10 protein-coding genes are annotated in these 14,586 nt (G+C 67.8%); 6 read left to right on the top strand and 4 right to left on the bottom strand.

The features are described from left to right. The 3 genes from VGK32_04840 to VGK32_04830 form a co-directional block, all read left to right on the top strand. A partial coding sequence (locus tag VGK32_04840) for a 6-bladed beta-propeller (GenBank protein ID HEY3381071.1) occupies positions 1–986 on the top strand: 986 nt, incomplete at its 5' end. A gap of 7 nt (positions 987–993) precedes the next feature. After that, positions 994–2,835 carry a cytochrome c3 family protein gene (locus VGK32_04835; GenBank protein ID HEY3381070.1) on the top strand — a complete coding sequence of 614 codons (1,842 nt, stop codon included), beginning with the start codon at positions 994–996 and terminating at the stop codon, positions 2,833–2,835. Positions 2,836–2,877: 42 nt separating this feature from the next. Continuing rightward, positions 2,878–3,999: a 6-bladed beta-propeller gene (locus VGK32_04830; protein ID HEY3381069.1), complete on the top strand. Its 1,122-nt coding sequence runs from the start codon at positions 2,878–2,880 to the stop codon at positions 3,997–3,999. Between the two features lie 75 nt (positions 4,000–4,074). On the opposite strand, the gene VGK32_04825 is transcribed toward VGK32_04830, so the two are convergent. The 3 genes from VGK32_04825 to VGK32_04815 all read right to left on the bottom strand — a co-directional run bounded on the left by VGK32_04825 (position 4,075) and on the right by VGK32_04815 (position 8,309). Then, on the bottom strand, positions 4,075–5,865 hold the full coding sequence (locus tag VGK32_04825) for a hypothetical protein (GenBank protein HEY3381068.1): 1,791 nt from the start codon (positions 5,863–5,865) through the stop codon (positions 4,075–4,077). 362 nt (positions 5,866–6,227) lie between these two features. Next, positions 6,228–6,815, bottom strand: coding sequence for a DUF4337 domain-containing protein (locus VGK32_04820; protein HEY3381067.1), 588 nt, complete (start codon positions 6,813–6,815; stop codon positions 6,228–6,230). 411 nt (positions 6,816–7,226) lie between these two features. Beyond that, positions 7,227–8,309 carry an ATP-dependent 6-phosphofructokinase gene (locus VGK32_04815; protein HEY3381066.1) on the bottom strand — a complete coding sequence of 361 codons (1,083 nt, stop codon included), beginning with the start codon at positions 8,307–8,309 and terminating at the stop codon, positions 7,227–7,229. Between the two features lie 130 nt (positions 8,310–8,439). Between VGK32_04815 and VGK32_04810 the strand changes: the two genes are divergently transcribed. Further along, a complete protein-coding gene (locus VGK32_04810) occupies positions 8,440–9,054 on the top strand; it encodes a hypothetical protein (GenBank protein HEY3381065.1) in 615 nt (204 codons plus the stop codon). Position 9,055: 1 nt separating this feature from the next. Here VGK32_04810 and VGK32_04805 read toward each other — a convergent pair whose 3' ends face one another. Next, entirely contained in the window at positions 9,056–10,150 is a 1,095-nt protein-coding gene (locus VGK32_04805; GenBank protein HEY3381064.1) for a M24 family metallopeptidase, read from the bottom strand. Positions 10,151–10,245: 95 nt separating this feature from the next. Between VGK32_04805 and VGK32_04800 the strand changes: the two genes are divergently transcribed. Then, the gene (locus VGK32_04800) at positions 10,246–12,495 is read left to right on the top strand and encodes a S9 family peptidase (protein HEY3381063.1); all 2,250 of its coding nucleotides are present in this window, start codon (positions 10,246–10,248) and stop codon (positions 12,493–12,495) included. A 100-nt stretch (positions 12,496–12,595) separates the two neighbouring features. Then, positions 12,596–14,578: a glycoside hydrolase family 97 protein gene (locus VGK32_04795; protein ID HEY3381062.1), complete on the top strand. Its 1,983-nt coding sequence runs from the start codon at positions 12,596–12,598 to the stop codon at positions 14,576–14,578. Positions 14,579–14,586 lie beyond the last annotated feature (8 nt).

Here is a 14,586-nt window from a genome sequence, read left to right as displayed (position 1 = left end):
CTGTTGGCGCCGGTTCCGCGGCGTGGTCACCGCCGGCCGGGCAGGGACCTGTCTGGCCCGCCGCGCCCGATCCTGCCCGCGTGCGATTCGTCACCGCGATCAGCGGGCCGCACGACGTGGGCGCCGGCCGGTCATGGCTCGCTCGTGCGCTGGCCGTCGTGGTGGGCGGACGGCGCCAGCCCAGATTCCTGCACCCCCGCGGTCTCGCCACGGATGCGGCGGGGCGCCTGCTGATTGCGGATCCCGACCAGCGCATGGTGCACGTGGTGGACGTGGGCGCCCGCAAGTACTCCTACCTGGAACCGGCGCCGTTCGTGTCGCCGGTCGGCGTGGCGGTTGGCGTCGATCAGGACATCTATGTCGCGGACTCGGCAAAGCGGCGCATCTACCGGTACGGTCCGGACGGGAAGCGGAAGACGGTACTTGGCGTCGTGAACGGCGAGGCCATCTTCTCGCGGCCCACGGGCATCGCCGTGGCGCCAGACGGCCGCCTCTTCGTTGTGGACACACTGGCGTGCCAGATCACGGTGCTGAGTCCAGGGGGACGCGTCCTGCAGGTCTTCGGCCGCCGGGGGGCCGCTGCGGGAGAGTTCAACTACCCGACGGACATCACGGTCGCCCGCGACGGTCGTCTCTACGTTGTCGATTCGATGAACGCGCGGCTCCAGGTGTTCGCAGCCGACGGCACCTACTTGCATGAGTTCGGCAAGCGGGGCAACGGCACGGGCGACTTCGACAAGCCGAAAGGGGTGGCCGTGGATTCCGACGGCCACATCTACATCGCCGAGGCGATGCACGATGTCGTGCAGATCTTCGGTCAGGACGGAGCCCTGCTGCTCGTCGTTGGGCAGAGCGGAACGGCGGCCGGCGAGTTCTCGCTGCCGAGCGCCCTGCACATCGATTCGTCGAACCGGATCTTCGTCGCCGACACGCTCAACGGGCGAGTGCAGGTGTTTCAGTATGTCAGTCGGCCAGATGCGCACTGAAGGTCGGATGAGGCGCGCCGGAGCGGTCGCGATCGCGGCCGTCCTCGCCGCGACGGTCGCGGGCGGCCAGGGAAAGCCGAGCGACGTGGTCGGCTCCAAGCACGACCTCTCGGTGACTGGCGGCGCCGCGAGCCGGGCGACGCTGGAGACACAGCCGTGTGTCTTCTGCCACACGCCGCACAATGCCTCGCCGGCACGCCAGCTCTGGAACCATGCGCCGAGCGCCGCCAGCTACACGACCTACGGCAGCAGTTCCTACCAGTCCGGCACGACCGCGGGGACATTCAACACGTTCCCGGGCACGAGCGCTCCACAGCCGTCGGGATCGGCCAAGCTGTGCCTCAGTTGCCATGACGGTACCATCGCCGTGAACGCGACCGTCAACAACGGAACCATCGCGATGGCCGGAGGACCGTTCGTTCCGGCGACTGCCAGTCTCGGGACCGACCTGTCCAACGACCACCCCGTGTCGTTCGCTCGAAACCCGGCGAACACGGAGGTCGTCGATCCGCCGTCGAGCGACGCCGTGCGCCTCGAGTCCGGCACGCGGATGGTTCAGTGCGTCGCCTGCCACGACCCGCACAGTCAGCGACTCGATTCGACGACAGGCAAGTTCCTCGTGAAGGTGAATCAAGGATCGGCCCTGTGCGTGACGTGCCACCGGCGCAGCGGCAGCGGCTGGTCGTGGACGTCGTCCTCGCACGCCACGTCGACGAAGAGTTACACGACGGCGAGCACGGGCGGCATCGCCGGCTTGGGTGCACACACCGGCTATGGGACGGTCGGCGACAACGGCTGCGAGGCCTGCCATCGCCCCCACTCGGCGCCGCAGGCAGAACGCCTGCTGAAGGCCGTCAATCAGCGCGACGTCTGCTTCCAGTGCCACGGGAGCACGGCGGTGGCCGCCAAGAACCTCGCGCCGGTGTTCGCCAGGACCTACAGACACCCCCTCGAGACGTCGACCGCGACCATCGTCCACGATTCGACCGAGGTCCGCACCTCGCCGTCCAACTTCTCCGGCGCCCGGCGGCACGTGGACTGCGCGGATTGTCACAACTCGCACGGCGCCTCATCCGGGCTGCACGCATCGGGAGTCAATTCGATTGCCTCGGGGGTGCTTGCGGGCGTCTCTGGCGTGGAGCCGGCCACGTACCCTGCCGCGCTCCCGCTGACCGGCACCTACCCGATGACCTCTGCGTCGCAGTCCGGCTATACGATCAGTGGTTCGGCGGCGCGCGAATACCAGATCTGCTTCAAGTGCCACTCGTCGTACGCATTCGGCCCGACGCCGCCGAACGCCCCGTCGGGCGGTCCGGAAACCGACGTCGCCGCCGCCGTCAATCCGAACAACCGGAGCTACCACCCGGTCGTCGGTCCGCCCCACCTGCGAGTGCCGGCCACCAACCTTCTTGCCCCGTGGAATACCACGACGAGCGCGACGAGGATGTACTGCACCGACTGCCACGGGAACAACGAGACGACGGGGGCCTCGGTCCCGCAGGGCGCGCACGGCTCGACCAACGCCTACATGCTCCGGTTCGCCAACGCCACCTGGAACACCACCAGCCCGACGATATCGGTGGCTACCGGGTTCTGTTTCAACTGCCACAGCGCGTCGACGATCCGAAGCACGAACACCGTCCACAACGTCAGCAGCCACGCGTCGCGCCCGTGCCAGGCGTGTCACTCGGCCTCCCCGCACGGCAGCTTCCGCCCGTTCCTGATCGCGCTCAGCTCCGATCGGGCCCCCTTCAACAACGGCGCGGCCCGGATCACGGCGTTCACGGCCGCGGCGTCGCCGAACGGATATCAAATGAGCAACTGCACGACGGCCTCGGGCTGTCATTGACGACTCGCGAGCGCGTACGCGCCGGCGTTGGGGAGCGACAGGATGATGATGAGCCACGACAAACAAGACACGACGAACCTCGCACTGCGGAAGGAACTGCCGCTCGTGGCGTTTCTATTCGTGGGACTCGTTGGGATGGCCGCCTCCGAGCGGAAGGCCCCGGCGCCGGATCTCAGGACGACGCCTGTTCAGACCGTGTGGCCGGGACCTCCCGACGAACCACGAATTCGCTACGTCAGGACGTATGCCGGCGGTGATGACGTCGGGGCCGTTCGCAAGCCCAAGACGATGTCGCTCAAGGAGGCGCTGCTCGGGAAGGACCGATTAGCCGGCGAGAACCGGAACGCGAACGGCTTCATGAAGCCGTTTGGCGTCGCCGTGGACGGCTTCGGCCGGGTCATCGTCAGCGACACGGCCCAGGCCGCCGTCTTCGTCATGGACGCGGAGCGGCGCTCGTTCACGGCCATCGGGGCAAAGTCGGGCCAGGCGATGTTCCGGGTGCCGGTCGGTCTGGCGGTGGACGCGTCGAACAACATCTACGTGGGCGACAGCGGCCTCGGTCGGATCCTCGTCTTCGGTGCCGACCTCGGCTTCCGGACCGCCATCGGCCAGCGGGCGGAACTCGTCGCCCCGAGCGGGCTCGCGGTGGACGATACCCGGGGCCGTTTGTACGTCGTCGACTCTCGGCGGCACGCGCTGCTCGTCTTCGAACTCAGTTCCGGCAGACTGCTTCGAACCGTCGGCCGGCGTGGCACGGGCCTGGGCGAGTTCAATTTCCCGACGGGCGTCGCCAGCGGTCCCGACGGCCGCGTCTACGTGACGGATACCATGAACTGCCGGGTGGAAGTGTTCGACGTCGACCTGCACGTGATCGCGAGCTTCGGATCCCTTGGCGTCCGCCCCGGACAGTTCAGGCGGCCGAAGGGAATCGCCGTGGACGCCGAGAATGTCGTGTACGTCGTGGACTCCGACTTCAACAACTTCCAGATGTTCACCACTGACGGCCAGCCGCTGATGTGGGTGGGAGAACTCGGGGAACGGCCGGGGCAGATGCAACTCCCCGCCGGCATTGCCGTGGATCGCGCCCGCCGGCTCATTCTCGTGAGCGAGCAGGTGAACAAGCGGATCCAGTTGTTCGAACGCATCCCGGCGTCGCTGCCCTGATTCGCGCGGTCGTGCCTGCGGGCCCGCTGCTGGCGGCCATCGAGCCCCAAGGGGCTGCGGGCGACGCGGTCGGAATCACGGGTGACATTCGAGGCAGGTTCGGCCGACCTTGAGCCGCATCGCGGTGCCCCAGCCCGCCGGGAACCGGCCGGTCTCGACCTTGTGGCAGGCGCGGCACGGAAGGTGCGCGTGCGTGGCCACGCCGAACAGGTCGTCCAGGCCCGAGTGATCGTAGGCGGCCAGTGTGAACGAGGTCAGCGTGTGGCACCGCGCGCAATCGGGATCCGCCTGGCCCATGTGCGGGTCCTGGTGACAGGACCGGCAGTCTCGCGCCACCGGCCTCAGCCGCATGGCCGTCCCGGCGCCAGCCGGGAACACGGCGGTCTGGAGAGGGTGGCACTTCGCGCATGCAATGCTCGCGTGCCTGCCCGCGAGCCGGAACGATCCGCCGTCGTGGGAGAAGCGGGTGGGCGCGAACTTCGCGGCATCCACTGCGTGGCATCGCTCGCACGGCGCCTCCACCTGGCCGAAGTGCACGTCCACGTGACACCCACTGCAGGCCATCGATGGCGGCAGCGCCTGCCCCCGGCCGGACACCGGCTCGATGCGGGCGCCGCGAGGATCGGACGCGCGCACGTGGCACCGCACGCACGCCAACCCCTGATGTCGGCCCGCGAAGAACCCGGGTGAACGCGGGTGCACGAACCCTGCGGCCTTGAAAGTCGCCGGTCCGTGGCATGCGTTGCACACGAGACCGAACTCGCCCTTGTGCTGGTCCCTGTGACACGACGCGCAGCGGCCGGTCGCCCCGCGGAAGTCCAGCACCTTGAGGGCGAGCGGCACGTCCGGGGCCGACAGCCCCGTGTGGCACTTGCGGCACGGGAGCCCCTCGTGCCGCCCGGCGAGTGCGAACCCCGTCCGGGCCCCGTGATCGAAGCTGGCCTTCCGGAAGCTCTCCTCGTCATGGCACTTGTGGCAGTCCTCTCGCACGCTGGTGCGGTGCGCGTCCGCGTGGCAGGCGGCGCATCGGTCGTGCGCCAGCGGGGTCCGCACGCCCGCCACGTGACACTTCGCGCACGCCATCCTCGCGTGCGCGCCGGCCAGCGCGAAACCGGCCTTCGCGTGCTCGAACCCGCGCGCGGCGGTCGCCCACCGTTCGGTGACGTGGCACGACCCGCAGGTCGGCCCCAGCGACCGACGGTGAGAGACCTTGTGGCAGCCCGAGCAATCCTCGAACTTGAGGCCGCGAAACACGCCACCGGCGTGACACTTCTCGCACGCCGCCACGAGGTGCGCCCCGGTGAGGACGAACCGCGCGCCGGCGTGGTCGAAGTCGTTCCGCGTCTGCTTGAATGGAACCGTCGTCCGGTGGCAAGGCGTGCAGGTTCGCCCGAGCGTGCCCTTGTGCGCGTCGGCGTGGCACGAGCCGCAGTCGGATCGGACGTCGACGAAGCTGCGACTCTTGTGGCAGGAGGTGCAGGTGACGCCGCTTCGCGCGTGCTGGCCGTCGAGCACGAAGCCGGTCTCGGCAGCGTGGTCGAACGTCTGCCGGTCGAGGCGCCGCAGATCGCCGTCGACGCCACGGTGCTCGGTGTGACACCGCCGGCAGTCGTCGGTCACTCCGCGGTGCACGCCCTTCCTGCGCACGATTCGATCGGCAATCGGCTTGTGACAGGCAAGGCAGCGCTCGGCTGCCAGCCCGCGGGCCGGATCGTGGCATCGCCCGCAGTTTGCAAGGTCGTCGAGCTTGGCGTGCGCGGCAGAGAGCGGACCAGGCGACACGCGCACCTGGGGTGCGCCCATGGTCCGTGCGGGGGTCGCGGCGAACAGCGCCAGCGCCATGACCGCGGCCAATCCCGTTCTCATCGGCGCGCCTTTCCTCGCCACGGTCGTCTCCCGGGATGCAGCGATCTGACGAGGTACGCGGCCGGCCGGGGGCAGGCTGGGCCAGAGCGGGGGGCGCTGGACTCTGAGCATGGGCTGTGCCAGATCTGGGCGACGGCCAATCAGCCACTGTCATCGACATTCCCGGTCGGTAGTGGCCGGTCGCGCTGCCAGGTCCGCGTCCACGTTCGGTCTGGTTGGCCGAGGCAATCGCGTCTGCCAATTTCGGCGGCGCGGTGTCGGAATCGTCAGTCGCGGATCGGCCCGCCCGACCAGTCTGTCGGGATCGGGTGTGAAGGCTTCACACCCCGCGACGCTCGTTGGGGGCGAGTCGTTCGTGGCTGCTAGGCCAACCCCAGCAGCGTCACGAGCCCCAGGGCAAGCCCGGCGATGCCGATGCCGACAGAGCCGATCCAGACGAACCGGTTGCGGGTGAGTGCCGCGACGGCCCCAAGCGCAATCGACACCTGGAAGAGAGCCACGGCGTCGGCGTACCGGTGATGGTGATGGAGCAGGGCGTCTGCCTCGCGCTCCTTCTGGTCGCGCTCCCGCTGCTTCTCCTCGGCGGCCTTCTTAATTTCCTCCTGCTCACGCGCGTAGCGGGCCTGCAGCTCGGCATAGGAGGCCGGGGGTTCCTTCCCGATCGCGAGCCAGGATGTGCGCGACGCCTCGGCAACCGCCGACTTCACGCCCTTCGCCTGGTAGTAGGCCCATTGATCGGAGGCTTCGGCCTGCAGGCGCGTGGCATCGGCTTTCAGCAGAAGCGCCTCGTTGATGGTTCCGCCTGCCTCGAGTGCGGCGACGGCCGCGCACGCGGCGAGCAACGCTGTCGTGAGTGCGGCCAGCTTCAGCAGCCGGCCACCCTCGTGTTCGAGTTCCTCCTGGATGGCCTCGTGCAGCTTCTCGGTCGGGACTTCAACTTCTTCGGGCACGGCGTCCTCCTCCGCATGACATGCAGTCGACCAGGTTCACATCGTAGCGCAGACCAGCAGTTGCCCGTGAACAGCCCCGGCGTCGCCGCCGGCTGTCCGACGACCCGCTCTTCGGCCTCATGGCGTACGGCGGCACCTTGACGGAGCAGGGCGGCCAGACCAGCGTCGTACCGCGCGACGGTCTGCGCCAGAGGTTCTGCGCGATGCTCTCCGGCGGCTCCCCTGTCCGGACGCTCCGCCTGGAACTCGATCGTGACGGCTTTGCGGCGGACGCCCCGATCGTGTTCGATCGTGCGCTCGGCCGCGTCTCGGCGACGCTCGAGAATCGAACCGCGGATCGTCACCGAACGGTACTTCGGCTGGAGGTGCCGCCGGGCGCGTCGTACGAACTGCGGGTGGAGGGCCGACGCGTCAGTCGCCGAGGCAGATGCCGAGCGCGCGCGCGGTGAGTGACATGTCGCTGCCGGGAGGCACGGTCTTCAGCTTCGCGACGGCGCGGGCGATGGTGATCGCGCCAACGTGCGTGCCGAGATACGCGACCATCTTCCCGAAGTCTCCGGCCACTACGAGGTCCATCGCTTCGGTGCCGAACATGGAGCACAGCGCGCGGTCGAATGGCGACGGCGTGCCTCCGCGCTGCAGGTGGCCGAGCACGCAGACGCGCGATTCCTTGCCAGTCCGACGCTCGAGTTCGGCCGACACGACGGCGCCGATGCCGCCGAGTCTCGCTTCGCGGTTCTGCGGCTGTTCGGTCAACGTCACGAATCCGCCGCCCTTCTCCCGCGCCCCCTCGGCGACGGCGACGAGAGTGAAGTGCTTGTTCCTGGCCTCACGCTCCTGGACCTTCGCGACGATGGCGTCGTAGCTGAACGGCACTTCCGGGATGAGGATGACGTCTGCGCCCCCCGCGATGCCGCCGTAGAGTGCGAGCCATCCCGCATACCGGCCCATCACCTCGACGACCATCACGCGGCCGTGGCTCTCTGCGGTCGTGTGCAGCCGGTCGATCGCGTCGGTGACGCAGTCCACGGCCGAGGCGAATCCGAACGTGAACAAGGTCCCGCCGACGTCGTTGTCGATCGTCTTCGGCACGCCGACCACGGGGATGCCGTATTCGTGCATCTGTTGCGCGATCGACAGCGACCCGTCGCCGCCAATTGACACCAGTGCGTCGATGCCGAGCGCCGCCATGCTCCGCCTGGTTTCCGCGAGCAGTTCAACGGGCAGTTGGCGCTCCTGGCCGTGGCCGGTCTTCGCCGAGAATCGTCCGCGGTTGGCCGTGCCGAGGATCGTGCCCCCGCGCACCAGCAGGCCGTCGAGCGCGTGGTAGTCGAGGGGCAGGGTGCGGGGCGGCTCGAGCAACCCGTCGTACCCGCCGATGATGCCGATCGCCTCCCATCCGCGGCGCGCCGCCGCCTTCGCCACGGCCCTGATCACGGCATTGAGGCCCGGGCAATCTCCGCCGCCCGTGACGATCCCGACTCTCTTGTCCATGTGTGGTCCTCACCGGTCTCTGCCCGAGAGTGGATTATAGCGTCGGCGGCGGGACATTTGCGGGGCCGGCCGCGCGGCTCTACAATCGATAGGTTTGAAACTGCCTTCACCGGCCAGGAGGATCGGTCACATGCGCGACGAGATGGTGCTGTGCTTTCCGCGGGCGTTGCTCGACGAGATCGGGTCCTTCCATGGCATTCGGACCGACGTGGCCGCCTACATCCCCCGGATCCTCGAGGCCCAGCACACGCGTTTCGTGCCGCGCTCGAAAGCTGAAGAGGATCCCTCCCTCAAGCAGATCATCCCGTACGTCCTGATCAAGAAGGCCAGGACGCTGCTGCACTACGTGCGCGGCAAGGGCTCAGGTGAGAAGCGGCTGGTGTCCATGGGATCGATCGGCATCGGCGGCCACATCAACCATCGCGATGAGAGTCTGTTCGCGGCGGGTCTCGACTTCTACGAGGAAGCGCTCCAGCGGGAACTGCACGAGGAATTGCGCATGGACGGGCACTTCCGCACGCGGCCACTTGCGCTGTTGAACGACGACACGACGCCGGTAGGCCAGGTGCACTTCGGCGTCATCCACCTGTGCGAACTGACCGACGAGAACGTCTCCAAGGGCGAAGCGTGCATCACCGATCTGCGCTTCCTCACGCTGCCCGAGTTGCTCGAACGCCGCGAGCAGATGGAGACCTGGTCGCAAATATCCCTCGACCACGTCGTGGCGGCGAACCTGCTCGGCTGACCTATTCGATCGCGACGACCTCGATCTCATAGACGAGCGTCGTCTCCGGCGGGATCACGAACCGCTTCTCGCCCACCCGCATGCCGAGGAGGGCCTCGTCGAGAGCGGGAGTGATGCGCGTCTGGCCCTCCTTGGCCACGGCACGTTGCCCCGGCGACGCACGACGTACTTCACCGCCGTTGCCGGCGTCTTCGCGCCCCGCCACCGGCGTCTTCTCGAACTCCAGCTGCAGCGTGATCAAGCCCTTGCTCGTGCGGAGTTCGGCGTACAGGCCATCCTCGTACGGTGCCCGCGCCGGCGCGCTCGATCGGATCACGTAGAACGTCTCCTGCCGCGGCCGGAAGAACTTCCATCCCTCGTCTGTCAGGCAGGCCGGATCCTCGGCCATCACGGTGACCTTCTGTCCGTTCCATTCGGGCAGCGGTGCCTGGGTGTTGAGTTCCATCGCCAGGAAGGACCCCTTCCGCAGCGTCTTCGGCGCGGCCTTCGGGTCGCGTGCCGCGGACCGCATGTCGACCGATGCGCCGAGTCCGTGCCCCTGGTTTCCGAGTGGGTGCGAGTAGATCTGTGCCGTGATGCCCTTCGCCTGCATCTCCGCCATCGTCTCGTCGTAGACCTGGCCCGCCGTCTTGCCGGGCCACGAGATCCGGGCGAGGGTGTCCTGGCGCGTGTTCGTGTCGGCCATCGCGCGCTTCAGGCCGTCGGGCACGTCGGTTTCCCCGTCGCGCAGCACGTACGCCATCTTCTGCCAGTCGCTCGACAGGCCCATGTAGGTCAGGCCGAAGTCGAGATGCAGCACGTCGCCCACTGTCGTCTGGCCGGGCGTGATGACCTCGTTCGACAGTGCGCGCCGCGCGAGGTGCTCGGCCCACTCCACGATCAGGTTGTAGTGCGACGTTTCATCCGGGATTCGGGTGTCGAGGAACTCCTCGATCAGGGGCTCGGCCGGGACGATTCGCCTGGCCGTTTCAGCGCCCGGCGCCTCGACGATGAAGAGATAGCCGTCGTGGGTGAGGCTATGCGTGACACCGCGACCGCCGCCGCCGCGAGACCCAGCACCAGGACGATCCGACGAGACGACAGGGATCTTGCGCATGCGGGCATAGGTGTCACCTCGATGTGCATCGGGACTCCGGCGCCGGAGTGTAGCACGCTACAATAGCGCTCCAGCGATTCCGAGCGAGGACCCTTATGACGATCCGACCCGCACTGCGCCCCGCCCTCGTCGTCCTGGTCACCACCGCCGCGCTCCTCGGAGCGGTTCCAGCGACGGCGCAGCTCTCGAAGAACATGGAGGCCATGATTGGCCGGGTGAATGCCGAGTTCGGCGCACGGCCCCGCCGCGCCGGTGCGGGCGGACGATGGGTGGATGGCGGGCAGGCCTACGAGGCGGTGGAACGCGACGCTGCCGGCGCCATGGAAATCGTCCGGTACGACCCGGCAACCGGGGCACGATCCGTCGTGATGACGGCGGCGCACTTGACGCCGCCGCAACTCGGCAAGCCGCTGGCGTTCGACGACTACCGCGCGAACTCCGATGGCCGCCGCATCCTGTTCACTGCCAACGCGCGACGGGTACTGATCCGAAAGACGGCGTACGACTGCTGGGTCCTGGATCGGACGGACCAGTCGTGGCGGCGGCTCGGGGGCGAATCGAAGTCGGGGCTGCTCTTCGCCAAGCTCTCGCCGGACGGCACACGCGCCGCGTATGTTCGCGACAACGATCTCTACGTCGAAGACGTCAAGACGAGCGCGGTGACCCGGCTCACGATCGATGGTTCGGGTCACATCATCAACGGCGCCTCGGACTGGGTCTACGACGAGGAGTTCTCGCTGCGCGACGGATTCGACTGGAGCCCAGACGGTCGCCAGATCGCCTATTTCCAGTTCGACCAGAGCGGCGTGCCTGAGTTCGCACTCATCAACTACACCGACTCCCTCTACCCGGTCATCACCCGGTATCCCTATCCCAAGGCGGGGCAGACGAACGCGGCAGTTCGCGTCGGCGCGGTGAGTGCGACAGGCGGGGCCACTCGGTGGGTGAAGGCCCCGGGGAACCCGCGCGACATCTACATTCCGCGAATGGCGTGGGCCGGCAACTCGCAGGAACTGGTGCTGCAGCATCTGAACCGCCTCCAGAACACGAACACCGTCCTCATCGCGAACGTCGCGACCGGCGACGTGAAGGAAATGTTCCGAGACCACGACGACGCCTGGGTGAACATCAATGAGTCCTTCGTGTGGCTCGAGAAGGGTGCGCGACTTCTCTTCGTGAGCGAGCGCGACGGCTGGCGCCACGCGTACGCCGTTTCGCGGAACGGCCAGGCGCGACTGGTCACGACGCAGCCCTTCGATCTGATGTCGATTGCCGGCGTGGACGAGGACGGAGGCTGGTTGTATTTCATCGCGTCGCCCGACAACGCCACCGAGCGCTCTCTCTATCGGGCGCGGCTCGACGGCAGCGGGAAGACCGAGCGTGTGACGCCGGCCGGCGCCGGCGGCACGCACAGTTACACGATGTCGCCAGACTGCCGCTGGGCGTTCCACAATCACTCGGCGTTCGATTCCCCGGGCGAAGCCGACCTGGTGCGGCTGCCCGGGCACCAGGTGGCGCGGGTGTTCCAGGACAACGCCGACCTCAAGGCGAAGGTCGCGCCGATCCTCGCCGGCCGAACGGAGATGCTCCAGGTCGACATCGGGGACGGCGTGAAGATTGACGGCTGGCTGATTCGTCCCTCGAACTTCGATCCGTCGAAGAAGTACCCAATCGTCGTCAACGTCTATGGCGAGCCGGCCGCGACCACGGTCAACAACAGTTGGGGCGGGGCTGCACGGATTCTCGCCGCAACGCTGGCCGACGATGGGTATCTGATCGCGAGCTTCGACAATCGGGGGACGCCGGCGCCAAAGGGGAGGGCGTGGCGGAAGATCATCTACGGAGAGGTCGGCGTGCTGGCATCGAAGGAGCAGGCGGCCGCGGTGCGGGCCCTGGCCGCGTCACATTCGTACGTGGACCTGTCCCGCGTCGGCGTCTTCGGCTGGAGCGGCGGCGGGTCGATGACGCTCAACCTGCTGTTCCGCTCGCCCGATCTCTACAAGGTGGGCGTGGCTGGCGCGCCGGTGCCGGACCAGTCGCTCTACGATTCGATCTACCAGGAACGCTACATGGGGCTGCCGCAGGACAACCCGGATGGCTACCGGAACGGCTCTCCCATCACGTTTGCCGAGGGCCTGCAGGGCAAGCTGCTGATCATCCACGGGTCGGGCGACGACAACGTCCATTTCCAAGGTACGCAGCGGCTGCTGAACAGGCTGATCGACCTCAACAAGCAGTTCAGCTTCATGGAGTACCCGAACCGGCAGCACGGGATCAGCGGCGTGCACCTCGAGACGCTGCGCTACGGGTTTTTGGAGCAATATCTGCCGGCCGGGCCGAGATAGCACACGGTTCCCGACCGAGGGCACGCAGAGCGCGCAGGGGCGATTCACTCGCCCGGCGCCCGAGCCGGATGGAATCGGGCCTTCCAGAGGAGGAACGCCAATGACGGTGCGCACACTGGGCCGGATGGTGATGTGTTCGATGATGGCGATGATGGCGGCGGTGTCCGCCGTCAGCGCGGCGCCACCGGCACGGCCGCTGACGGTCGCGTCGCCGAACGGAGCGATCGTGGCGACGGTCGAGGCCGGCGAGGCGCTCACCTGGGCGATTGCCGTTCGCGGCCGCGAGGTCCTCCGGCCGTCCCGGTTGACGCTGACACTCGACGGCAACCGGGTGCTCGGCTCGCACCCCTCGGTCGTCGGGACAAGCACTCGCACCATCGACCAGACGCTCCGGCCCGTCGTCCAGGTCAAGCGCGCGGAGATCCGCGACCGGTTCAACGAGCGCCGCGTCGACTTCGCCGGCGACTTCTCTCTCGTCGTTCGCGTCTACGACGACGGGGTCGCGTACCGGTTCGTGTCGAAGCTGCCCGGCGAGATCGAGGTGCGCGGTGAGGAGGCGACGTTCTGCTTCGCCGGCGACCATCGCCTCTACTTCCCGGAGGAGACGAGCCTGATTTCCCACCAGGAACGCTCCTACAAGCGGATCCGCATCAGCGAGGTCGGCGAGAAATTCTCCTCGCTGCCCGCGCTCGTCGAGGTCGGTGACGGACTGAAGGTGGCGATCACCGAAGCCGACCTGCTGGACTATCCGGGCATGGACCTGACGACGGGACCCGAGCCGAACAGCCTCAAGGGACAGTTTCCCTATCATCCGGTGAAGGTTCAGCTCGAACGCGACCGCACGGAGAAAGTCCTCGAGCGCGCGCCCTACATGGCCCGCACGCGCGGGGCGCGCGAATTCCCCTGGCGGGTGCTCGTCGTCGCCGAGCGGGACGCGACGCTGCTCGAGAGCGACATCGTCTACCGCCTGGCGTCGGAGAGCCGCGTGGCCGACACGAGCTGGATCAGGCCGGGGAAGGTCGCGTGGGACTGGTGGAACGCGAACAACGTGTTCGGCGTGCCGTTCCGCGCGGGCGTCAACACCGACACCTACAAGCACTACATCGACTTCGCGGCCGAGCAGAAACTCGAGTACATCATCCTCGACGAGGGCTGGTATCCGCTCGGTGACCTGCTGGCGGTCGTGCCGGCGATCGACATGGAGGCCATTGCCGCGCACGCAAAGGCCAGGAACGTCGGGTTGATCATGTGGGTGGTCTGGAAGACTCTCGACGATCAGCTGCAGCCGGCGCTGGACCTGTTCCAGAAGTGGGGCGTGAAGGGGATCAAGGTGGACTTCATGCAGCGCGAGGACCAGTGGATGGTCAACTTCTACGAACGGGTGGCGCGCGAGGCCGCAAAACGCCGGTTGCTCGTCGACTTCCACGGCGCGTACAAGCCGACCGGCCTCTACCGGACGTACCCGAACGTGCTTACCAGCGAGGGCGTGCTCGGCCTCGAGCAGAGCAAGTGGAGCGAACTCGCCTCACCCGACAACGCCGTGACCTTCCCATTCATGCGGATGCTGGCCGGCCCGGTGGACTACACGCCGGGCGCGATGATGAACGCGACGAAGGCCGACTTCAAGCCGATCTTCAACCGCCCGATGAGCCAGGGCACGCGCTGCCAGCAGCTCGCGATGTACGTCGTGTTCGAGAGCCCACTGCAGATGTTGGCCGATTCGCCGTCCAACTACCGCCGCGAGCCGGAAAGCCTCGCCTTCCTCTCGGCCGTCCCCGTCGTCTGGGACGAGACACGGGTGCTGTCTGCAGCGGTCGGGTCGCACATCCTCGTCGCCCGCCGCACGGGACGGGACTGGTACGTCGGCGCGCTGACCGGCTGGGAGCCGCGCGACCTGGATGTCGACCTGTCGTTCCTCGGTGCCGGCGGATGGCAGGCGGACATCTACCGCGACGGTCCGAATGCAGACCGGGTCGGCGTGGACTATGCGCGTGAGGCTCGCGGCGTGGCCGCCGGCGATCGCCTGCGGATTCACCTCGCGCCGGGCGGAGGCTGGGTAGCGCGGATCACCCCGGCACGGTGACGTGCGGG

Source organism: Vicinamibacterales bacterium, assembly GCA_036504215.1.
GTDB lineage: Bacteria > Acidobacteriota > Vicinamibacteria > Vicinamibacterales > Fen-181 > FEN-299.
This window is presented reverse-complemented; position numbering and strand designations above follow the sequence as displayed.

Coding starts and splice junctions, on each gene's coding strand:
- VGK32_04835 (HEY3381070.1), top strand. CDS start 994: ATGAGGCGCGCCGGAGCGGTCGCGATCGCGGCCGTCCTCGCCGCGACG.
- VGK32_04830 (HEY3381069.1), top strand. CDS start 2,878: ATGATGATGAGCCACGACAAACAAGACACGACGAACCTCGCACTGCGG.
- VGK32_04825 (HEY3381068.1), bottom strand. CDS start 5,865: ATGAGAACGGGATTGGCCGCGGTCATGGCGCTGGCGCTGTTCGCCGCG.
- VGK32_04815 (HEY3381066.1), bottom strand. CDS start 8,309: ATGGACAAGAGAGTCGGGATCGTCACGGGCGGCGGAGATTGCCCGGGC.
- VGK32_04810 (HEY3381065.1), top strand. CDS start 8,440: ATGCGCGACGAGATGGTGCTGTGCTTTCCGCGGGCGTTGCTCGACGAG.
- VGK32_04805 (HEY3381064.1), bottom strand. CDS start 10,150: ATGCGCAAGATCCCTGTCGTCTCGTCGGATCGTCCTGGTGCTGGGTCT.
- VGK32_04800 (HEY3381063.1), top strand. CDS start 10,246: ATGACGATCCGACCCGCACTGCGCCCCGCCCTCGTCGTCCTGGTCACC.
- VGK32_04795 (HEY3381062.1), top strand. CDS start 12,596: ATGACGGTGCGCACACTGGGCCGGATGGTGATGTGTTCGATGATGGCG.